The organism is Streptomyces sp. 12E (assembly GCF_055633275.1).
In genome coordinates, this window is sequence record NZ_JBVNCJ010000001.1 from 1,885,568 (window position 1) to 1,906,494 (window position 20,927).

Genomic DNA, 20,927 nt, shown 5'->3' on the forward strand with positions numbered 1-20,927 from the left:
AGGCCGGTACTGCTGACAAGAGCGTACCCAGCTGCGATAAGGTGGGGGCACGACGGGTGACCGTCGACCTTCGTTTCACAGGGCGCCCCGGTAGCCCAGCGGTAGAGGCAATGGTCTCAAACACCATCCAGCGTCGGTTCGAATCCGACCCGGGGTACTTTTCCTTGATATCCAAGGTCACCATTTGAAAGCGGATGTCCACCTTCTCAGTGAACATCCGCTTCTTTCCGCGCGTCCTGCCCGTGCGCCCGGTGCCCGGTCACTTCGGGCCGTCGTCCTCGCCGATGCGGTGGACGCGGACCAGGTTGGTCGAGCCGGGGACGCCCGGCGGGGAGCCCGCCGTGATGACGACCGTGTCGCCCTTCTCGCAGCGGGCGTACCGCAGGAGCAGTTCGTCCACCTGGTCGACCATCGCGTCCGTGGTGTCCACGTGGGGGCCCAGGAAGGTCTCCACGCCCCAGGTGAGGCTGAGCCGGGAGCGGGTGGCCGGGTCGGTGGTGAAGGCGAGCAGGGGGATGGGGCTGCGGTAGCGGGAGAGACGGCGGGCGGTGTCGCCGGACCGGGTGAAGGCGACCAGGAAGCGGGCGCCGAGGAAGTCGCCCATCTCCGCCGCCGCGCGGGCGACCGCGCCGCCCTGGGTGCGGGGCTTGTTGCGTTCGGTGAGGGGCGGGAGGCCCTTGGCGAGGATGTCCTCCTCGGCGGCCTCCACGATGCGGGCCATGGTGCGCACCGTCTCGACGGCGTGCTTGCCGACGCTGGTCTCGCCGGAGAGCATGACGGCGTCGGTGCCGTCGATGACGGCGTTGGCGACGTCGGAGGCCTCCGCGCGGGTGGGGCGGGCGTTGTCGATCATCGAGTCGAGCATCTGGGTGGCGACGATGACCGGTTTGGCGTTGCGCTTGGCGAGTTTGATCGCACGCTTCTGGACGATGGGCACTTGTTCGAGGGGCATCTCGACGCCGAGGTCGCCGCGGGCGACCATGATGCCGTCGAAGGCGGCGACGATGTCGTCGATGTTCTCGACGGCCTGGGGTTTTTCGACCTTGGCGATGACGGGGAGGCGGCGGCCCTCCTCGTCCATGACGCGGTGGACGTCCTTGATGTCGCGTCCGCTGCGGACGAAGGACAGGGCGACGACGTCGAAGCCGGTGCGCAGCGCCCAGCGCAGGTCGTCCTCGTCCTTCTTCGAGAGGGCGGGGACGGAGACGGAGACACCGGGGAGGTTGAGGCCCTTGTGGTCGGAGACCATGCCGCCTTCGAGGACGGTGGTGCGGACGCGGGGGCCGTCGACGGCGGTGACTTCGAGGGTGACCTTGCCGTCGTCGACGAGGATGCGCTCGCCGGCGGTGACGTCGTCGGCGAGGCCGGCGTAGGTGGTGCCGCAGAGGCCGCGGTCGCCTTCGGCGCCCTCTTCGACGGTGATGGTGAAGGCGTCCCCGCGTTCGAGGAGTACGGGGCCCTCGGCGAAGCGGCCGAGGCGGATCTTCGGTCCCTGGAGATCGGCGAGGAGGCCGACGCTGCGGCCGGTTTCGTCGGCGGCCTTGCGCACCCATCGGTAGCGCTCCTCGTGCTCGGCGTGTTCGCCGTGGCTGAGGTTGAGTCGGGCGACGTCCATTCCGGCGTCGACCAGGGCTTTGATCCGGTCGTACGAGTCGGTGGCGGGGCCCAGTGTGCAGACGATTTTCGCTCGGCGCATGGGTCGAGCCTAGGGCTTACCCGCCAGTAGCGATCCGGCGGCGCGTGACGACCCAACGGCCTCCGGGTGAAGGGTTGTTGACAAGTGTTGAAGGGTGGACCACGCCGCTGCGACGGGCGTTCGAACGCCGTTCCTACAGGTGGGGCGGCTGGAGGGTGAAGCGGGCGTCGACCTCGGCGTGGACGTGCTGCCGCCCGGGTTCGAGGTCGAGGGGTGGGGGCGGGGCGTCCTCGGCGAACGCCCTGGAGCGGGTGCGGGCGAAGGGGTCGGGGCGCCCGGTTCCCGCGCCGGTGTCGGTGAGTTCGACGAGGGCGGCGAGGGTGGTGCCGAGCGCCTCGGCGTATTCGCGGGCGCGGCGGACGGCGTCGTGGACCGCCTGTCGTCGTGCCTCGCGATGGACGGGGGAATCCGGGCGGAGGGACCACCAGGGGCCGTCGACACGGGAGAGGTCGAGATCGGCCAGGCGGGTGACGAGTGCGCCGAGGGCGGTGAAGTCGCCCAGCTCCGCGGTGAGGTGGACGGTGCCGTGGTGGGCGCGGATCCGCTCGCCGCGGCCGTGGGGACCGAGTTCCGGGGTGACGGTGAGGGTGCCGGTTTCCAGGTGCTCGACGGCGTCGCCGTAGGACTTGAGCAGGTCGAGGACGTGCGCGTTGCGGCGGGCGAGGTCCTCCAGGGTGGTGCGCCGGTCGCGGCCGCGGGCGGTGAGGGTGACGGTGACGCGGGCGAGGTCGGGGGCGGTTTCGAGGTGGGCCTCGCCGCGGACGGCGAGGTGGGGTGCGCCGGGGGTGCCGTACGGGTGAGGGGTGGCCATACGCCCCACTGTGTCACCGGCCGGGCGGGAGCGGGGCGCCTTGCGGACATCGGATCGCAACCTGTGGGGGCTGTTCCGGATGAGCGTGTTCAGGTCAGAATCATCGGGCGAATCTACGCGCGTTGTTCCGCCGTCGTCCGAGGAGAGCCCGACATGCCGTTGAACCGCCGGAAGTTTCTGAAGAGGTCCGCCGTGACGGGGGCGGGGGTGGCGCTGACGGGTACGGCGGCGGCCCCCGCGGCCGAGGCGGCCGGGGCAGGGCGGGGAAGGAAGCCGGTGAAGCGGTACGCGCTGACGGTGATGGGCACGACCGATCTGCACGGTCACGTCTTCAACTGGGACTACTTCAAGGACGCGGAGTACGCGGACGCGGCCGGCAACGCGCAGGGTCTGGCGCGGGTGTCGACGCTGGTGGACCGGGTGCGCGAGGAGAGGGGCCGGGGCAACACGCTGCTGCTGGACGCGGGCGACACCCTTCAGGGCACCCCGCTGACGTACTACTTCGCGAAGGTGGACCCGATCACCGCCGCAGGCGGTCCGGTGCACCCGATGGCGCGGGCGATGAACGCCATCGGGTACGACGCGGTGGCGCTCGGCAACCACGAGTTCAACTACGGCATCGAGACGCTGCGGAAGTTCGAGGAGCAGTGCGACTTCCCGCTGCTGGGTGCGAACGCGCTGGACGCGAAGACGCTGAAGCCGGCCTTCCCGCCGTACTTCATGAAGACGTTCCGGGTGAAGGGCGCTCCCCCGGTGAAGGTGGCGGTGCTGGGGCTGACGAATCCCGGTATCGCGATCTGGGACAAGGCGTACGTACAGGGGAAGCTGACGTTCCCGGGTCTGGAGGAGCAGGCGGCGAAGTGGGTGCCGAAGCTGCGGTCGATGGGCGCGGACGTGGTGGTGGTGTCGGCGCACTCGGGATCGTCGGGCACGTCCTCGTACGGTGACCAGCTGCCGTACGTGGAGAACGCGGCGGCGAACGTGGCGCGGCAGGTGCCGGGGATCGACGCGATCCTGGTCGGGCACGCGCACCAGGAGATCGCGGAGCTGCGGGTCGTCAACGAGGAGACCGGCAGGGAGGTCGTGCTGTCGGAGCCGCTGTGCTACGCGGAGCGGCTGACGCTGTTCGACTTCGAACTGGTCCTCGAGCGGGGCCGGTGGCGGGTGGAGTCGGTGAGGGCGTCGCTGCGGGACGCGGCGACGGTCCAGGACGACCCGAGGATCACCCGGCTGCTGCGCGACGAGCACGCGCGGGTGGTGGAGTACGTCAATCAGGTGGTGGGGTCGGCGACGGAGACGCTGACGACGGCGGAGGCGCGCTACAAGGACGCGCCGATCATCGACCTGATCGGCAAGGTGCAGGAGGACGTGGTCAGGGCGGCCCTCGCGGACACGGAGTACGCGTCGCTGCCGGTGCTGTCGCAGGCGTCGCCGTTCTCGCGGACCTCCGAGATCCCGGCGGGCGAGGTGACGATCCGGGACCTGTCGAGCCTGTACGTGTACGACAACACGCTGGTGGCGAAGCTGATGACGGGCGCGCAGGTCCGGGCGTACCTGGAGTACTCGGCGGAGTACTTCGTGCGGACGGCGGCCGGGGCGGCGGTGGACGTGGAGAAGCTGACGAACGCGGGCGGCCGTCCGGACTACAACTACGACTACGTGTCGGGGCTCACCTACGACATCGACATCGCGCAGCCGGCGGGTTCGCGCATCAGGAACCTGGCCCACGGCGGCGCCCCGCTGGACGACACGGCGCGGTTCGTGTTCGCGGTGAACAACTACCGGGCGAACGGCGGTGGCGCTTTCCCGCATGTGGCGGCGGCGAAGGAGCTGTGGTCGGAGTCGACGGAGATCCGGACGCGGATCGCGGAGTGGGTGACGGCCAAGGGCGTGCTGGATCCGGCGGACTTCGCGTCGGTGGACTGGAGGCTGACGCGGGACGGCACGCCGGTGTTCTGATCGTCGTTCTTCCGTTCGGGTGATGTGTCAGGTCCCGTCCGCCAGTGGGGTGAGCCGTGCGGCTCGCCGGGCGGGCGGGGCCTGCGGCGTCCGGGGGTGGAGGCCGAAGGTGGTGAAGGCGGTGCGGGCGGGCTGGGGGTAGGCCCGGCGGCCGGTGAGGTGGTTGAGGATCGTGGCGCTGCGCCAGGCGGCGAGGCCGAGGTCGGGGGCGCCGACGCCGTGGGTGTGGAGTTCGGCGTTCTGGACGTAGACGTTGCCGGTGATCGAGGGGTCCAGGTCGAGGCGGAAGTGCGCGTCGACGCGGGGCCGGCCGGCGTGGTCGCGGCGCATTCGGGGGGCGAGGGGCGCGAGGAGGTCGTCGAGGGGGCGTCCGCGGTGGCCGGTGGCGAGGACGACGGCGTCGGTGGTGAGGCGGGCGCGGGTGCGCTGCACGGTGTGCTCGAGGTGGAGTTCGACGCGGGCGGGGCCGGCGCGGCCGGCGGCGCGGACGTGGACGGCGGGGGTGAGGACGGTGTCGGGCCAGCCGCCGTGGAGGGTGCGCCGGTAGAGCTCGTCGTGGAGGGCGGCGAGGGTGCCGGCGTCGATGGCCTTGTGGAGCTGCCACTGGGCGGGGACGAGCCGGTCGCGCACGGGTTCGGGCAGGGCGTGGAAGTAGCGGGTGTGGTCGGGGGTGAAGTGTTCCAGGCCGAGTTTCGAGTACTCCATGGGGGCGAAGGCCTCGGTGCGGCCGATCCAGTGGAGGCGTTCCCGGCCGACGGGCCGGTGGCGCAGCAGGTCGAGGAAGACCTCCGCGCCGGACTGTCCGGTGCCGACGACGGTGACGTGGCCCGCGGCGAGGAGGGTGTCGCGGTGGGTGAGGTAGTCGTCGGAGTGGACGACGGGGACGTCGGGGGCGTCGGCGAGGGGCCGCAGCGGCTCGGGCACCCAGGGCTCGGTGCCGACGCCGAGGACGAGGTGGCGTGCGTGGACGCGGCCCGCGGGGCCGGCCCGCCCGTCCGGATCGAGCCGGGTGAGGTCGACCTCGAACAGGGTGCGTTCGGGGTTCCAGCGGACGGTGTCGACGTGGTGGCCGAAGTGGAGTGCGGGGAGGTGCTCGGCGACCCAGCGGCAGTAGGCGTCGTACTCGGTGCGGCGGATGTGGAAGTGCTCGGCGAAGTAGAAGGGGTAGAGGCGTTCGCGGGCTCTGAGGTGGTTGAGGAAGGTCCAGGGGCTGGTGGGGTCGGCGAGGGTGACGAGGTCGGCGAGGAAGGGCACCTGGACGGTGGCGTCGTCGAGGAGCAGGCCGGGGTGCCAGGTGAAGTGGGGGTTTTGGTCGTAGAAGGCGGTGCTCAGTCCGGGGAGGGGGTGGGCGAGGGCGGCGAGGGAGAGGTTGAAGGGGCCGATGCCGACGCCGACGAGGTCGTGGGGCGGGGTGTTCATGGACTGTCCTCCGGGGCGCGGTGCGCGGGAGGGTCCAGCTTGGACGGGAGTGGGCGGTGACGCCCGAAAAGCCCGGTGAACACCCCTCGAAGGGGGTAAGTCCGCCTTCGAGGGGTGTTCTTGGGCTCCGGGTTACTTCTGCTGGACGTGCAGGGCGCGGGCCAGGTCGTCGAGCTGGTCGGCGAGCTTGCGGCGCAGGGCGGGGATCGGGTCGGCCTCGCGCAGGCACCTGTCGCCGAGCTCCAGGGTCTCGGCGTCGACCGCGTGGGCGGGGAAGGCCCAGCGTCCGGCGGCCTCGGCCATGGCGGGGCCGCGGCGGGCGGCGACGGCGACGGCGTCCTGGAAGTAGCGGGACACGTAGGGCCGTACGAGGTCGGCCTGTTCGGGCTGCCAGAAGCCCTGGGCGGTGGCGGTGAACAGGTAGTTGGACAGGTCGTCGGAGCCGAACATGGCGTCCCAGGCGCGGGCCTTGGCGTCCTCGTCGGGCAGGGCGGCGCGGCAGCGGGCGGCGCCCTCCTGGCCGGTGGCGCTGGGGTCGCGTGCGAGTTCGGCGGTGATGGCGGCCTCGTCGGCGGCGCCGAGCACGGCGAGCCGGGCGAGGATCCGCCAGCGCAGCTCGGGATCGAGTTCGGGACCGCCTGGGACGGTGCCGTCGGCGAGCCAGGCGGCGATGGTGTCGGGGTGGGCGGCGGTGTCGATGCGGTGGCGCACGGCGATGAGGCGCAGACCGGGGTGGTCGCCGTCCTCGGTGCGCCGGATGAGGTCGCGGCAGAGTTCGGTGAGGGTGGCCAGCGCGGCCGGCCGCCGGTCGGGGGTGAGGTAGCGGTCGGCGATGTGGCCGGAGGCGAAGGCGAGGACGCCCTGGACGAGGGCGAGGTCGGTCTCGTGCGGGAGGTGGGCGCGGGCGATGTCCAGGAAGTCGCCGGCGGGCAGGTCGCCGTCGCGGACGGCGTCCCTGAGCGCGTTCCACACCACCGCGCGGGTGAGGGGGTCGGGCAGGCCGGACAGCCGGGCGCGCAGGGTGTCCAGGGACTCGGCGTCGAAGCGGATCTTGGCGTAGGTGAGGTCGCCGTCGTTGAGGACGACGAGGGCGGGGCGGGCGCCGCCGGTGGCGATGCCGATGTCCTCACCCGCGGGGATGTCCGCCTCGACGCGGTCGCGCAGGGTGAGCCGGCCGGCGTCGTGGAGGTCGTGGTCGTAGATGCCGATGGTGATGCGGTGGGGGCGCGAGCCGCCGTCCGAGAGGAGCGTGCCGGCGTGCTTCAGGCCGTGGAAGTCCTTGCCGGGGTCGGGCCTGGACCAGGCTCCGGGGCTGCCCCGGTGCCCGATGCCCAGGTGCCAGTAGGCGTTGTCGCCGTTCCTCGGTTCGGGGGTGAGGGTGTCGGCGCCGGTGGTGCGCAGCCAGGCGTCGGCCCAGGCGTGGACGTCGCGTTCGGTGGCGGAGGCGAGGGAGTCGAGGAAGTCGGCGAGGCCGGCGTTGCCGAACCGGTGCCGCTGGAAGTGGGTGTTGATGCCGGCGAGGAAGTCCTTCTCGCCGAGCCAGGCGACGAGCTGACGCAGGGCGGAGGCGCCCTTGGCGTAGGAGATGCCGTCGAAGTTGAGCAGGGCGGAGGCGGTGTCCTCCACGTCGTCGGGGGCGACGGGGTGGGTGGAGAGGCGCTGGTCGGCGTCGTAGCCCCAGGGTTTGCGGGTGACGCCGAACTCGGTCCACGTGTCCGTGAAGCGGGTCGCCTCGGTGAGGGTCTGGTAGCCCATGTACTCGGCGAAGGACTCGTTCAGCCAGATGTCGTCCCACCACTTCAGGGTGACGAGGTCGCCGAACCACATGTGGGCCATCTCGTGGGCGACGACCATGGCCCGGGTCTGGCGTTCGGTGTCGGTGACGGCGGAGCGGTAGACGAACTCGTCGCGGATGGTGACCAGTCCGGGGTTCTCCATGGCGCCCTCGTTGAACTCGGGGACGAACGCCTGGTCGTAGGAGTCGAAGGGGTAGGGCTCCTCGAACTTCTCGTGGTAGCGGTCGAAGCAGGCGCGGGTGATGTCGAGGAGTTCCCCGGCGTCCTCCTCCAGGTGGGGCGCCAGGGAGCGGCGGCAGTGGATGCCGAAGGGCAGTCCGCGGTGCTCGGTGCGCACGGAGTGCCAGGGGCCGGCCGCGACGGCGACGAGGTAGGTGGAGATCGGCGGGGTGGGGGCGGCCCGCCACACACCCTTGCCGGTGTGCTCGGTGAGGCCGTTGGCGAGGACGGTCCAGCCCTCGGGAGCGGTGACGCTCAGCTCGAAGACGGCCTTGAGGTCGGGCTGGTCGAAGGCGGCGAAGACGCGCTGCACGTCGTCGAGGAACAGCTGGGTGTAGACGTACGTCTCGCCGTCGGTGGGATCGGTGAAGCGGTGCATGCCCTCGCCGGTGCGGGAGTAGCGCATGCTCGCGTCGACGCGCAGTTCGTGCTCGCCGGCGGTGAGGTTCTTCAGCGGCAGCCGGTTGCCGTCGAGGGCGCCGGTGTCCAGGGGGTGTCCGTCGAGGGTGACGGAGCGCAGCTCGGCGGGCTTGAGCTCGACGAAGGTGTCCGCGTCCGTGCGGGCGCCGAACCTGATCAGGGTGTGGGAGTCGAACGTCTCGTCGCCACCGCTCAGGTCGAGTTCGATCGTGTAGCGGTGGACGTCGAGGAGTCGTGCTCGGTTCTGCGCTTCGTCGCGCGTCAGTACGGACATGCGGGCCATGCTGCCTGATGCGGTCGCCGAACCACAGGGGCGGATCGGGTACGCACCCTATGTCCGGTCTCGCTCGAGCTCCCCGGTGTGCGCCCCGGCGGGCTGTCCGGGCGGCACGTGCGCGTGCGGGTGGGGCAGGGCGGGATGTCCGGGGGTGCCGGTGCGTTCCTCGAGCCGGGCGCGCAGGGCGCGGATCTCGCGCTGCAGGGCGAGGTGGCGCTGGTGCGCGTCGTAGAGATGACGGATCTTGGTGCGCAGCGCCCACGGGTCGACCGGTTTGGTGACGAGGTCGGCTACGCCGAGGGCGTACGCGGCGGCACCGAGCTGCGGGTCGCGGGCGAAGCCGGTGAGCAGGACGACGGGGATGAACTGGGTCTGTTCCAGGCGTCGCATGTAGCGGACGACGTCGAGCCGGCCGGTGCCGGGCGGCTGGACGTCGAGGAGCAGCAGGCCGACGTTTCCGCGCAGCAGCTGTTTGAGGGCCTCGTCCCCGCTGGTGGCCCGGCCCAGCAGGTGGCCCAGCGGGGCCAGGGCGCTCTCCAGGGCGTAGAGGGTGTCCTCGTGGTCGTCGACGATGAGTATCCGGGCGTTCGGCGGCATGCGCGCGTCCCTCCTCGCAAGGGACCGGATGGCTGTCCGGGGCCGGCGGGTGGTGCCCGCCGGCCGACAAGGAGTGCACAGCGCAGCATGCCCCGCGCGGGCGGCTCTGTCACTCCCCGGGGGAGGACGTCGTGGTGCGGTTCGCCGAGGGCGTGGCGCCGCCCAGGGCGTCCTCGGCGATGCGCTCGTGGTGACGGATCACCTCCGCGATGATGAAGTTCAGGAACTTCTCCGCGAAGGCCGGGTCGAGCTTGGCGTTCTCGGCGAGGACGCGCAGCCTGGCGATCTGGCGGGCCTCCCGGCCCGGGTCGGCGGGCGGCAGCTGGTGCGCGGCCTTGAGCCGGCCGACCTGCTGGGTGCACTTGAAGCGTTCGGCGAGCATGTGGACGACGGCCGCGTCGATGTTGTCGATGCTGTCGCGCAGCCGGGCGAGCTCCTCGCGGACGGCGGGGTCGACATCACCGGTGGTGGTGTTGCTGGTGGTCATGGTGGGTCACCTTACGGGGCGGGCGTGGGCCGGGGCGGGCCCGTACAGTGGAACCGGGTTCAGGGCGTCCGGGGGTGAGGCGTGGCGAACGGCGGACCGGTCGAGCACGGTTACCCGCATCTGGAGACGGTGCGGGCGGCCGTCACCGCGCTGTACCGGCGTCTGTCGTACGACACGGTCCGCACGTTCTCGGTGAGCGTGGCACCCGCCGACGTGGCGTTCTGCGACACGGACGACCTCCATCTGGGGGCGCAGCGGGTGGCCCGCGAGCTGGTGCGGCACTACCGGCTGCCGGACGCGCGGCTGATCGTCGGGTTCCGGGAGATGACGCACGCGGCGAACGTGGAACTGGCGGCCGGGCCGGAGTACTTCGTCGAGCTGAACGACCGGTTCCGGACGCATCGGCGGGACATCGGGGCGGCCCTGGCCCACGAGGTGGCGCACGTGTACCTGCACCGGCTGGACCTGTCGTTCCCGGGGACGCGGGAGAACGAGATCCTGACGGACACGACGGCGACGTACCTGGGTGCGGGGTGGCTGCTGCTGGACGCGTTCCGGGAGGACGGGGCGTCGTCGCAGAAGCTGGGGTACCTCACGCCGGAGGAGTTCGGCTACGTGCTGGCGAAGCGGTCGCTGGCGTTCGGAGAGGATCCGTCGGTGTGGTTCACCAGCGCGCAGGCGTACACGGCGTACACGAAGGGGGCGGCGCTGGCACGCCGGGACGAGCAGCAGCCGCCGCTCACCGCCGCCGGGTGGGCCGGCCGGCGGCGGTACGCGCGGGATCGTCGCCGTGCGGAGGACCACCCCGCTCCGGCGGGGACGCGGCCGGACGTGCCTTACCGCTTCACCGCGGGCGGCCAGGAGCCGCTGCGGGTCTCCTTCCCCTGTCCTACGTGCCATCAGCGGATTCGCGTGCCCGTCAGGGGGCGGGTGAGGGCACGGTGCGGGTTGTGCCGAACGGTGCTGGAGTGTGACACCTAGCGGCGCCGGCGGTGCCCTGCGGGTGCGGGAGCGTGGGGGCCGGTCGCTCCCGCGCGGCGGAGCCGCGTGCCGCTACGGCCCCGCGCCCCCGCCGGGACGCTACATGTCGGGCACGATGCCCTGCGCCCGCGCCGCCGCCAGCCACTTGGGGAATTCGCCCACCAGGCGGTCGTACAGGACGGCGTCCGGGACCCCGCGCGGGTCCTCGCCCGCGGGGAAGAAGCCCGCGTTGTCGACCACGCGCTTCGCCGGGACCGCCAGCTCGTCGAGTCCGCGCAGGTAGTCGAAGTGTCTGCCGTCCGGGTCGCCGAAGCCGATGAACTGCCAGAACAACGGGAGGCGGGCGGCCTTGCAGAGGTACTTCTCGGCGGCGAGCCTGTTGACGGGGCCGCCGTCGGTCTGGAAGACCACCAGGGCGGGGGCCGTGGAGCCGCTGTCCAGGTAGTGGTCGATGACCGCGTCCATCGCCAGGTGGTAACTGGTCCTGCCCATGTGGCCGAGGCCCGAGACGATCCGTTCGACGCGGCCCCGGTGATCGGCGAGGGCGATGTCGGTGACGGCGTCGACGTCGGTGGAGAAGAAGACGACCGGCACGGTGCCGTCGTCGTCGAGGTGGGCCGACAGGCCCAGCACCCGGTCGGCGAGCGCCTGCACACTGCCGTCCTTGTAGTACGGTTTCATCGAGCCGGAGTAGTCGATCACCAGATAGACCGCGGCGCGCAGCCCGTCCAGACCGTGCTCGGCGAGTGAGACCCCGGCGCTCTTGTAGAGGTTGACCAGCGCGGGCGCCGTCTCCTCGATCCTGCGCAGACCGATCGCGGCCATACGACTCCTCCTCGATCACGGAACGGGTCCCGAGCGTACGGCACGTCACCCCGGCCTCCGCCCGCGTCACCGGCGTTCGTTATTTTGTTCGCCGCCGTCCCCACCGGCTCATTTCCGTCCCGTCCCTCCCGAGGAGCCGGCCCGTGGATCCCGAGTCCGCCGTCACCACCTGTTATCGCCACCCCAGGGTGGAGTGCCACGTCCGCTGCACCCGCTGCGAGCGGTACATCTGCCCGGACTGCATGCGCGAGGCGGCCGTGGGCCACCAGTGCCCCGAGTGCGTCAGGGAGGGCGCGCGCTCGGTACGGCAGGCGCGCACCCTGGTGGGCGGCCGGGTCTCGGCGGTGCCCGTCGTGACGTACGTGCTGATCGTCCTCAACGTGCTGGTGTACCTGGCGGAGCTGGCGCGGCCGGAGATCGTGGACCGGTTCGCGATGGTGGGCGCGGGGCTGCTCGGGCCGGACGGCGAGCACTACCTGTGGATCGACCCGTACCCCGCGGGCTTCACTCCGGAGGGCCTGGCGGGCGGGGAGTGGTACCGGCTGCTGACCGGCGCGTTCCTGCACCTGCCGCCCACCGAGGGCACGTTCGGGATCCTGCACATCGTGATGAACATGGTGGCGCTGTGGAATCTGGGCCGGGTCGTCGAGCCGATGCTGGGCCGGGTGCACTACCTCGCCCTGTACCTGCTGTCGGCGCTGGGCGGTTCGGTGCTGGTGCTGCTGGTCGCGCCCGGGGACGCCGTGGTCGGCGCGTCCGGCGCGGTCTTCGGGGTGGGGGCCGCGTACTACGTGCTGGCCCGGCGCGTCGGCGCCGACACGGGCCAGGTCAACCGGTTCATGGCGGGGCTGCTGCTGTGGCTGGTGGTCTCCGCGCTCGTCACGTCCTGGGAGGGGCACCTCGGCGGGCTGCTGGCGGGCGGCGCGGTGGCGCTGGCGTTCGCCCACGCCCCCAGGGACGGGCGGCGGACGGCGGTGCAGGCGGGTGCGTGCGTGGCGCTGGTGGTGGTGCTGGGGGCGGCGGCGGTGGTCAAGGTGTCCGAACTGACAGGTGGAGGTATTCCCCAGTGAAACGTGCCGGTGTGCTGTTCCTCGCGGCCGTTCCCGTGATCGCCACGGGGGTGTACTTCGTCATGCCGACGGACGCGGCCGACGCCCCGCCGGCGCCGCCCGCGGCCACCGCCCAGTCGGCTCGCGAGGACGCCAAGGACCGGGCCGAGCAGGAGCACGAGCGGGAGCGGGAGAAGGACGACGCGGTCGTCGCCGGCCTGCCGGCGGGACTGGCCGACCCCGCGAAGAAGGAGCTGGCCCAGCAGCTGGTGGCGAGCGCCGAGCACTCGACCACCGACTGGCGCACCACCTACGGGACCGTCGAGGACGAGGGCGACGGCTGCGGGTACACGGCGGGCATCATCGGCTTCTGCACCGGCACCCACGACCTGCTCATGCTGGTCGAGCGCTACACCGAGGACCACCCGGACAACGGGCTGGCGTCCTATCTGCCCGCCCTGCGCGAGGTCGACGGTTCGGACTCCCACGAGGGCCTGGACCCCGGCTTCCCGGCCGCCTGGGAGGCGGAGGCCGAGGTGCCCGCCTTCCGCGAGGCGCAGGAGGCGGAGCGCGACCGCATCTACTTCGACCCGGCGGTCCGGCTCGCCAAGCTGGACGGCCTCGGCACGCTGGGCCAGTTCGTCTACTTCGACGCGATGGTCTTCCACGGCCCCGACACCGACGCGGACGGCTTCTACGCCCTGCGCGAGCGCACGCTGGAACAGGCGAAGACGCCCGCCGCGGGCGGTTCCGAGGAGGCGTACCTGGACGCCTTCCTCGACATCCGCCGCGAGGCCATGCTGGCCCGGTACCCGGACCGCGACACCGCCCGCGTCGACACCGCCCAGCGCCGGTTCCTGAAGGCCGGGAACCTGGACCTGGACACCCCGCTGGCGTGGGAGATGTACGGGAACCACTACAGGCTTCCCTGAACATGCGGAGGCGCCTGCCCAGTCGTCCGGTCGGGGACTGGCGGGCAGGCGCCATCCTGTGTTCCGTACGCCGTTGTACGGGACGTGTGCGAGGGACCGTCAGGTCACCTTGTGCACCGCTCGTCAGACCATCAGCGAGCGGTCCGTCGGGCGGATCGGGGCCGGCAGCTCGCTCGCCCCGGTGAGGAAGCGGTCGCAGCCGCGGGCGGCCGAGCGGCCCTCCGCGATCGCCCACACGATGAGCGACTGGCCGCGGCCGGCGTCACCGGCGACGAACACACCGGGCACGTTGGTCTGGAAGTCGGCGTCACGGGCGATGTTACCGCGTTCGTCGAGCTCCAGGCCGAACTGCTCGACCAGGCCGTTGTCCCGGTCGGTGCCGGTGAAGCCCATGGCGAGGGTGACCAGCTGGGCCGGGATCCTGCGCTCGGTGCCCGGCTTCGGGGTCAGCCTGCCGTCGACGAACTCGACCTCGGTCAGGTGCAGCCACTGGACGTTGCCGTCCTCGTCGCCCTCGAAGTGGGTGGTGGAGACGGAGTAGACCCGCTCACCGCCCTCCTCGTGGGCGGAGGTGACCTTGTAGAGCATCGGGAACGTCGGCCACGGCTGGGAGACCGGGTCCCGCTCCTCGTTCGGACGGGGCATGATCTCCAGCTGGGTGACGGAGGCCGCGCCCTGGCGGTGGGCGGTGCCCACGCAGTCGGCGCCGGTGTCACCGCCGCCGATCACCACGACGTGCTTGCCCTCGGCCGAGATCGGCGGGGAGACGTAGTCGCCCTCCTGCACCTTGTTGGCCAGCGGCAGGTACTCCATGGCCTGGTGGATGCCCTTGAGGTCCCGGCCCGGCACCGGCAGGTCGCGCGCGGTCGTCGCGCCGACGGCGAGGACCACCGCGTCGTACCGCTTGCGCAGCGCGGTGGCCGGCATGTCGCGGCCGATCTCGACACCGGTGCGGAACTTGGTGCCCTCCGCGCGCATCTGCTCGATGCGGCGGTTGATGTGCCGCTTCTCCATCTTGAACTCGGGGATGCCGTAGCGCAGCAGGCCGCCGATGCGGTCCGCGCGCTCGTACACCGCGACCGTGTGGCCGGCCCGGGTGAGCTGCTGGGCGGCGGCCAGGCCCGCGGGGCCCGAGCCGACGACCGCGACGGTCTTGCCGGACAGGCGCTCGGGGATCCGCGGGGCGACGTCGCCGGCCTCCCACGCCTTGTCGATGATCGAGACCTCGACGTTCTTGATGGTGACCGGCGGCTGGTTGATGCCGAGCACGCACGCCGACTCGCACGGAGCGGGGCACAGGCGGCCGGTGAACTCCGGGAAGTTGTTGGTGGCGTGCAGCCGCTCGGAGGCGGCGCCCCAGTCCCCGCGGTAGGCGTAGTCGTTCCACTCGGGGATGAGGTTGCCCAGCGGACAGCCGTTGTGGCAGAACGGGATGCCGCAGTCCATGCACCGGCTGGCCTGCTTGCTGATGATCGGCAGCAGGGAGCCGGGGACGTAGACCTCGTTCCAGTCCTTCGTGCGCTCCTCGACCGGACGGGACCTGGCGACCTCGCGGCCGTGGTTCAGAAAGCCCTTCGGATCAGCCATTGATCGCCGCCTCCATCATCTTCTCGGTGATCTCGGTCTCGGACAGACCGGCTCGCTCGGCGGCGTCCTTGGCGGCGAGCACTGCCTTGTACGTGCTGGGAATGATCTTGCTGAAGCGCCGCACGGCGGTGTCCCACTCGGCGAGCAGCTTCCCGGCGACGGTGGAGCCCGTCTCCTCCTGGTGGCGGCGGACCACGTCGTGCAGCCACTGCCTGTCGGCGTCGTCCAGCGCCTGGACGGCGTCCAGGTTGCCGGCGTTGACGTTGTCCCGGTCCAGGTCGATGACGTAGGCGATGCCGCCGGACATGCCGGCCGCGAAGTTGCGCCCCGTCTCGCCGAGGACGACCGCGTGACCGCCGGTCATGTACTCGCAGCCGTGGTCGCCCACGCCCTCGGAGACGACCAGCGCGCCGGAGTTGCGGACGCAGAACCGCTCGCCCGTGCGACCGCGCAGGAACAGCTCGCCGCCGGTCGCGCCGTACGCGATCGTGTTGCCCGCGATGGTCGAGTACTCGGCGAGGTGGTCGGCGCCGCGGTCCGGGCGGACCACGATCCGGCCGCCGGACAGGCCCTTGCCGACGTAGTCGTTGGCGTCGCCCTCCAGGCGCAGCGTGACACCGCGCGGGACGAAGGCGCCGAAGGACTGGCCGGCGGAACCGGTGAAGGTGATGTCGATGGTGTCGTCGGGCAGGCCCGCACCGCCGAACTTCTTCGTCACCTCGTGGCCGAGCATGGTGCCGACCGTGCGGTTGATGTTGCGGATGGCGACCCGGGCGCGCACCGGCTGGGCGTCCTCGGCGCCGGACGCGGCGAGCGCGTCGGCGGCGAGCTTGATCAGCTCGTTGTCGAGCGCCTTCTCCAGACCGTGGTCCTGGGCGACGACCTGGTGGCGGACGGCGCCCTCGGGCAGCTCGGGGACGTGGAACAGCGGGGCCAGCTCCAGGCCCTGCGCCTTCCAGTGGTTCACCGCGCGGGTCACGTCGAGCACCTCGGCGTGGCCGACGGCCTCCTCGATGGAGCGGAAGCCCAGCTCGGCGAGGAGTTCGCGGACCTCCTCGGCGATGAACCGGAAGAAGTTCACGACGTACTCGGCCTTGCCGGAGAACCGGTCCCGCAGGACGGGGTTCTGGGTGGCGATGCCGACCGGGCAGGTGTCCAGGTGGCAGACGCGCATCATGACGCAGCCGGAGACGACCAGCGGCGCGGTGGCGAAGCCGAACTCCTCGGCGCCCAGCAGCGCGGCGATGACCACGTCACGGCCGGTCTTGAGCTGGCCGTCGGTCTGCACGACGATCCGGTCGCGCAGACCGTTGAGCAGCAGGGTCTGCTGGGTCTCGGCGAGGCCGAGCTCCCAGGGGCCGCCGGCGTGCTTGAGCGACGTCAGCGGGGAGGCGCCGGTGCCGCCGTCGTGACCGGAGATCAGCACGACGTCCGCGTGGGCCTTGGAGACGCCCGCGGCGACGGTGCCGACGCCGACCTCGGAGACCAGCTTGACGTGGATGCGCGCCTGGGGGTTGGCGTTCTTCAGGTCGTGGATCAGCTGGGCGAGGTCCTCGATGGAGTAGATGTCGTGGTGCGGCGGCGGGGAGATGAGGCCCACGCCCGGCGTCGAGTGCCGGGTCTTCGCCACCCACGGGTAGACCTTGTGGCCGGGCAGCTGGCCGCCCTCGCCGGGCTTGGCGCCCTGGGCCATCTTGATCTGGATGTCGTCGGCGTTGACCAGGTACTCGGAGGTCACGCCGAAGCGGCCGGAGGCGACCTGCTTGATGGAGGAGCGGCGGGCCGGGTCGTACAGGCGCTCCGGGTCCTCGCCGCCCTCGCCGGTGTTGGACTTGCCGCCCAGCTGGTTCATGGCGATGGCGAGCGTCTCGTGCGCCTCGCGGGAGATGGAGCCGTACGACATGGCGCCGGTGGAGAACCGCTTGACGATCTCGGAGACCGGCTCGACCTCGTCGAGGGGGATCGGCTGCCGGTCGGACGTGAAGCCGAAGAGCCCGCGGAGCGTCATGAGCCGCTCGGACTGCTCGTTCACCCGCTCGGTGTACTTCTTGAAGATGTCGTAGCGGCCGGAGCGCGTGGAGTGCTGGAGGCGGAAGACCGTCTCCGGGTCGAACAGGTGCGGCTCGCCCTCGCGGCGCCACTGGTACTCGCCGCCGATCTCCAGCGCGCGGTGCGCGGGAGCGATGCCCGAGGCGGGGTACGCCTTGGCGTGGCGGGCGGCGACCTCCTGGGCGACGACGTCGATGCCGACGCCGCCGATCTTGGTGGCGGTGCCGTTGAAGTACTTCTCCACGAAGGCGTCCTCGAGGCCGACGGCCTCGAAGACCTGGGCGCCGCGGTAGGAGGCGACCGTGGAGATGCCCATCTTGGACATGACCTTCAGGACGCCCTTGCCGAGGGCGTGGATGAGGTTGCGGATGGCCTTCTCGGGCTCGGCGCCCGGAAGGAAGGTGCCCGCGCGGACCAGGTCCTCGACGGACTCCATGGCCAGGTACGGGTTGACGGCGGCGGCGCCGTAGCCGATGAGCAGGGCGACGTGGTGAACCTCGCGGACGTCACCGGCCTCGACCAGCAGGCCCACCTGGGTGCGCTGCTTGGTGCGGATGAGGTGGTGGTGGACGGCCGCGGTGAGCAGCAGCGACGGGATGGGCGCGTGCTCGGCGTCGGAGTGCCGGTCCGACAGGACGATCAGACGGGCGCCGTTCCCGATGGCGGCGTCGGCCTCGGCGCAGATGTCCTCGATGCGGGCGGCGAGCGCGTCGCCGCCGCCGGACACCCGGTACAGACCGGACAGGGTCGCGGCCTTGAAGCCGGGCATGTCGCCGTCGGCGTTGATGTGGATGAGCTTGGCCAGCTCGTCGTTGTCGATCACCGGGAAGGGCAGGGTGACGCTGCGGCACGTCGCGGCGGTCGGCTCCAGCAGGTTGCCCTGCGGGCCGAGCGAGGAGCGCAGGGAGGTGACCAGTTCCTCGCGGATCGCGTCCAGCGGCGGGTTGGTGACCTGCGCGAACAGCTGGGTGAAGTAGTCGAAGAGCAGGCGCGGACGCTCGCTCAGCGCGGCGATCGGCGAGTCGGTGCCCATCGAGCCGATCGGCTCGGCGCCGGCCTTGGCCATCGGCGCGATCAGGACGCGCAGCTCCTCCTCGGTGTAGCCGAAGGTCTGCTGGCGGCGGGTGACCGAGGCGTGGGTGTGCACGATGTGCTCGCGCTCGGGCAGGTCGGACAGCTCGATCTCGCCGGCCTCGAGCCACTCCGCGTAGGGGTGTTCGGCCGCGAGCCGGTCCTTGATCTCGTCGTCCTCGATGATGCGGTGCTCGGCGGTGTCCACCAGGAACATGCGGCCGGGCTGGAGGCGGCCCTTGCGGACGACCTTCGCCGGGTCGATGTCGAGGACGCCGACCTCGGAGCCGAGGACGACCAGACCGTCGTCGGTGACCCAGTAGCGGCCGGGGCGCAGGCCGTTGCGGTCGAGCACGGCGCCGACCTGGGTGCCGTCGGTGAAGGTGACGCAGGCGGGGCCGTCCCAGGGCTCCATCATCGTGGAGTGGTACTGGTAGAAGGCGCGCCGGGCCGGGTCCATGGAGTCGTGGTTCTCCCACGCCTCCGGGATCATCATCAGCACGGAGTGCGGCAGCGAACGCCCGCCCAGGTGCAGCAGTTCGAGGACCTCGTCGAAGGATGCGGAGTCCGAGGCGTCGGGCGTGCAGACCGGGAAGATCCGCTCGAGGTTCTTCTCCCCGCTCCCGAAGAGGCCGGAGACCAGCTGGGACTCGCGGGCGCGCATCCAGTTGCGGTTGCCCTTGACGGTGTTGATCTCACCGTTGTGCGCGACGAAGCGGTACGGGTGCGCGAGCGGCCACGACGGGAAGGTGTTCGTGGAGAACCGGGAGTGCACCAGCGCGATCGCGGAGCCGAAGCGGCGGTCGGACAGGTCCGGGAAGAAGGGCTCGAGCTGGCCGGTGGTCAGCATGCCCTTGTAGACGATGGTCCGCGCGGACAGCGACGGGAAGTAGACGCCCGCCTCGCGCTCGGCGCGCTTGCGCAGCACGAACGCCTTGCGGTCGAGGTCGATGCCCCGGCTCTCGCCGGCGGTGACGAAGACCTGCCGGAAGACCGGCATCGTCGAGCGGGCGGTGGCGCCGAGCAGGTCGGGGGCGACCGGCACCTCGCGCCAGCCGAGGACGGTCAGGTCCTCGGCTGCGGCGATCTCCTCGATGCGGGCGACGGCGGCGTCGGCGCCGTCCTCCGGCAGGAAGGCGATGCCGACGGCGTAGCCGCCGGCCTCGGGCAGTTCGAATCCGGCCACCTCCCGGAAGAAGGTGTCGGGAACCTGGGAGAGGATTCCGGCACCGTCACCGGAGTCCGGCTCGGAGCCGGTGGCACCACGGTGTTCGAGGTTGCGCAGAACCGTGAGGGCCTGCTCCACCAGGGTGTGGGACGCCTCGCCGGTGAGGGTGGCGACGAAACCGACGCCGCAGGCGTCGTGTTCGTTGCGGGGGTCGTACATACCCTGCGCAGCAGGGCGAGCATCCATGAACGACCAGTTCGGGCGGTCGTTCGTGGAGTGCTGGGACGGCTGGCGCGGCGTACGCATCGGCTCTCCCGTCGTCGTCATGTGGCATGTGGCAAGTGCCGAGGGACGACGTTGGCCCTCTGCGTGAGAAGCAAAAGCTGGTGCAGGTTACACGATGGAGCGGTTCTCGGAAACCGGGATTTCACGTTCCAGCATGCGGACACCCTATGGGTCGCGGCGGGATTCCGCGCCTGGAGGTGGGAGCTGTGGGGACCGGGGCGGACAGATCGGTGTCCGCCGGTCCGACGACGGGAAAGGGCGCCTTCGCCCGCCCCGCGGGGCACGCCGTCGGCCTCCTCGCCCACAGCGCTTACGGCTCATGCCCAGTGGCCATGCACTCGAAACCAGTCGGTAACGGTTACTTATGCGGCCTCATGCATACACGTGAGTCGCATCATCCTACGGCCGTTCCGAACAGCGCGCCCAGGGCGTACGTCACACCGGCCGCGGCGCCGCCGAGGAGGAGCTGCCGCAGACCGCTGTACCACCAGCTCCGCGCCGTCACCTTGGCGACCACCGCGCCGCACAGGAAGAGGCCGAGCAGCGCCAGCAGCACGGCGGGCCACAGGCTGCTCGCACCGAGCAGATACGGCAGTACGGGCAGCAGGGCGCCCAGCGCGAAGGAGCCGAAGCTGGACACGGCGGCGACGGCGGGCGAGGGCAGGTCGGAGGGGTCGATGCCGAGTTCCTCACGGGCGTGGATCTCCAGCGCCTGCTCGGGGTCCCTGGACAGCTGCCGGGCGACCTCGCGGGCCAGCTCGGGCTCGACGCCGCGGACCTCGTAGAGCGCGGCGAGCTCGGCCTCCTCGTCCTTGGGGTGCTTGTACAACTCCCGTCGCTCGACGTCGAGTTCGGCCTCGACCAGCTCGCGCTGGGAGGCGACGGAGGTGTACTCGCCGGCCGCCATGGAGAAGGCGCCGGCGGCCAGACCGGCGAGGCCGGTGAGCACGATGGTCTGCTGGCCGACCGCCCCGCCGGCGACACCGGTCATCAGGGCGAGGTTGGAGACCAGTCCGTCCATCGCGCCGAACACGGCGGGGCGCAGCCAGCCGCCGTTCACGTCCCGGTGCGTGTGGTTGTCGCGGTGCGCCTCGTGCAGCGTCGCCCCGGTCTCGATGATGGCCATGCCTGTGTCCCCCACACTCTTCTTTGGACAGATTCTATTCTTCGACAACACCCAATGTATGCCTCCTGATCCCCTCCCGCCAGCAAGGAAAGGCTGGGCTAACCTGCGGTTTTGCAGATCTCGCTCGTATGTGTGGATGGGCGCGCAGATGTCGACCGGGTGACGCTGAGACC

Annotated in this window: 14 protein-coding genes and 1 tRNA gene; 5 read left to right on the forward strand and 10 right to left on the reverse strand. The window is 71.4% G+C overall.

The features are described from left to right. Window positions 1–84 precede the first annotated feature (84 nt). Window positions 85–157, forward strand: a tRNA-Leu gene (locus ACZ8ZB_RS08885). Between the two features lie 102 nt (window positions 158–259). On the opposite strand, the gene pyk is transcribed toward ACZ8ZB_RS08885, so the two are convergent. Continuing rightward, on the reverse strand, window positions 260–1,696 hold the full coding sequence (gene pyk, locus ACZ8ZB_RS08890; protein ID WP_470737150.1) for a pyruvate kinase: 1,437 nt from the start codon (window positions 1,694–1,696) through the stop codon (window positions 260–262). A gap of 133 nt (window positions 1,697–1,829) precedes the next feature. Further along, on the reverse strand, window positions 1,830–2,507 hold the full coding sequence (locus ACZ8ZB_RS08895) for an SIMPL domain-containing protein (RefSeq protein WP_470737151.1): 678 nt from the start codon (window positions 2,505–2,507) through the stop codon (window positions 1,830–1,832). Between the two features lie 153 nt (window positions 2,508–2,660). Here ACZ8ZB_RS08895 and ACZ8ZB_RS08900 point away from each other — a divergent pair, with 153 nt between their 5' ends. Next, window positions 2,661–4,466 carry a bifunctional metallophosphatase/5'-nucleotidase gene (locus ACZ8ZB_RS08900; RefSeq protein ID WP_470737152.1) on the forward strand — a complete coding sequence of 602 codons (1,806 nt, stop codon included), beginning with the start codon at window positions 2,661–2,663 and terminating at the stop codon, window positions 4,464–4,466. A 27-nt stretch (window positions 4,467–4,493) separates the two neighbouring features. Here ACZ8ZB_RS08900 and ACZ8ZB_RS08905 read toward each other — a convergent pair whose 3' ends face one another. The 4 genes from ACZ8ZB_RS08905 to ACZ8ZB_RS08920 form a co-directional block, all read right to left on the reverse strand. After that, window positions 4,494–5,885, reverse strand: coding sequence for a lysine N(6)-hydroxylase/L-ornithine N(5)-oxygenase family protein (locus ACZ8ZB_RS08905; RefSeq protein ID WP_470737153.1), 1,392 nt, complete (start codon window positions 5,883–5,885; stop codon window positions 4,494–4,496). A 132-nt stretch (window positions 5,886–6,017) separates the two neighbouring features. Beyond that, window positions 6,018–8,603 carry an aminopeptidase N gene (gene pepN, locus ACZ8ZB_RS08910; protein ID WP_470737154.1) on the reverse strand — a complete coding sequence of 862 codons (2,586 nt, stop codon included), beginning with the start codon at window positions 8,601–8,603 and terminating at the stop codon, window positions 6,018–6,020. 48 nt (window positions 8,604–8,651) lie between these two features. Further along, complete coding sequence (locus ACZ8ZB_RS08915) at window positions 8,652–9,194, reverse strand: response regulator (protein WP_470737155.1); 543 nt, start codon at window positions 9,192–9,194, stop codon at window positions 8,652–8,654. Between the two features lie 109 nt (window positions 9,195–9,303). Next, window positions 9,304–9,681: a chorismate mutase gene (locus ACZ8ZB_RS08920; RefSeq protein ID WP_470737156.1), complete on the reverse strand. Its 378-nt coding sequence runs from the start codon at window positions 9,679–9,681 to the stop codon at window positions 9,304–9,306. Window positions 9,682–9,762: 81 nt separating this feature from the next. On the opposite strand from ACZ8ZB_RS08920, the gene ACZ8ZB_RS08925 reads away from it, so the two are divergent. Continuing rightward, complete coding sequence (locus tag ACZ8ZB_RS08925) at window positions 9,763–10,662, forward strand: hypothetical protein (RefSeq protein WP_470737157.1); 900 nt, start codon at window positions 9,763–9,765, stop codon at window positions 10,660–10,662. 99 nt (window positions 10,663–10,761) lie between these two features. Here ACZ8ZB_RS08925 and ACZ8ZB_RS08930 read toward each other — a convergent pair whose 3' ends face one another. Then, a complete protein-coding gene (locus ACZ8ZB_RS08930; RefSeq protein WP_470737158.1) occupies window positions 10,762–11,487 on the reverse strand; it encodes a vWA domain-containing protein in 726 nt (241 codons plus the stop codon). 143 nt (window positions 11,488–11,630) lie between these two features. Here ACZ8ZB_RS08930 and ACZ8ZB_RS08935 point away from each other — a divergent pair, with 143 nt between their 5' ends. Both ACZ8ZB_RS08935 and ACZ8ZB_RS08940 read left to right on the forward strand, forming a co-directional pair. Then, complete coding sequence (locus ACZ8ZB_RS08935; RefSeq protein WP_470737159.1) at window positions 11,631–12,557, forward strand: rhomboid family intramembrane serine protease; 927 nt, start codon at window positions 11,631–11,633, stop codon at window positions 12,555–12,557. Beyond that, on the forward strand, window positions 12,554–13,468 hold the full coding sequence (locus ACZ8ZB_RS08940) for a chitosanase (protein WP_470737160.1): 915 nt from the start codon (window positions 12,554–12,556) through the stop codon (window positions 13,466–13,468). Before ACZ8ZB_RS08935 ends, ACZ8ZB_RS08940 begins: the two co-directional genes overlap by 4 nt. A 123-nt stretch (window positions 13,469–13,591) precedes the next feature. Here ACZ8ZB_RS08940 and ACZ8ZB_RS08945 read toward each other — a convergent pair whose 3' ends face one another. The 3 genes from ACZ8ZB_RS08945 to ACZ8ZB_RS08955 form a co-directional block, all read right to left on the reverse strand. Then, the gene (locus tag ACZ8ZB_RS08945; protein WP_470737161.1) at window positions 13,592–15,055 is read right to left on the reverse strand and encodes a glutamate synthase subunit beta; all 1,464 of its coding nucleotides are present in this window, start codon (window positions 15,053–15,055) and stop codon (window positions 13,592–13,594) included. Further along, complete coding sequence (gene gltB, locus ACZ8ZB_RS08950; RefSeq protein ID WP_470741447.1) at window positions 15,048–19,649, reverse strand: glutamate synthase large subunit; 4,602 nt, start codon at window positions 19,647–19,649, stop codon at window positions 15,048–15,050. The genes ACZ8ZB_RS08945 and gltB overlap by 8 nt, the downstream gene beginning before the upstream one ends. Before the next feature lie 373 nt (window positions 19,650–20,022). Next, entirely contained in the window at window positions 20,023–20,754 is a 732-nt protein-coding gene (locus ACZ8ZB_RS08955; protein ID WP_470737162.1) for a VIT1/CCC1 transporter family protein, read from the reverse strand. Window positions 20,755–20,927 lie beyond the last annotated feature (173 nt).

What these genes read in the sequence shown, in the direction of transcription:
- ACZ8ZB_RS08930 (WP_470737158.1), bottom strand. Translation starts at nt 11,487, where the DNA reads ATGGCCGCGATCGGTCTGCGCAGGATCGAGGAGACGGCGCCCGCGCTG.
- ACZ8ZB_RS08945 (WP_470737161.1), bottom strand. Translation starts at nt 15,055, where the DNA reads ATGGCTGATCCGAAGGGCTTTCTGAACCACGGCCGCGAGGTCGCCAGG.
- ACZ8ZB_RS08905 (WP_470737153.1), bottom strand. Translation starts at nt 5,885, where the DNA reads ATGAACACCCCGCCCCACGACCTCGTCGGCGTCGGCATCGGCCCCTTC.
- pepN (WP_470737154.1), bottom strand. Translation starts at nt 8,603, where the DNA reads ATGGCCCGCATGTCCGTACTGACGCGCGACGAAGCGCAGAACCGAGCA.
- ACZ8ZB_RS08900 (WP_470737152.1), top strand. Translation starts at nt 2,661, where the DNA reads ATGCCGTTGAACCGCCGGAAGTTTCTGAAGAGGTCCGCCGTGACGGGG.
- ACZ8ZB_RS08955 (WP_470737162.1), bottom strand. Translation starts at nt 20,754, where the DNA reads ATGGCCATCATCGAGACCGGGGCGACGCTGCACGAGGCGCACCGCGAC.
- pyk (WP_470737150.1), bottom strand. Translation starts at nt 1,696, where the DNA reads ATGCGCCGAGCGAAAATCGTCTGCACACTGGGCCCCGCCACCGACTCG.
- gltB (WP_470741447.1), bottom strand. Translation starts at nt 19,649, where the DNA reads ATGCGTACGCCGCGCCAGCCGTCCCAGCACTCCACGAACGACCGCCCG.
- ACZ8ZB_RS08915 (WP_470737155.1), bottom strand. Translation starts at nt 9,194, where the DNA reads ATGCCGCCGAACGCCCGGATACTCATCGTCGACGACCACGAGGACACC.
- ACZ8ZB_RS08895 (WP_470737151.1), bottom strand. Translation starts at nt 2,507, where the DNA reads ATGGCCACCCCTCACCCGTACGGCACCCCCGGCGCACCCCACCTCGCC.
- ACZ8ZB_RS08920 (WP_470737156.1), bottom strand. Translation starts at nt 9,681, where the DNA reads ATGACCACCAGCAACACCACCACCGGTGATGTCGACCCCGCCGTCCGC.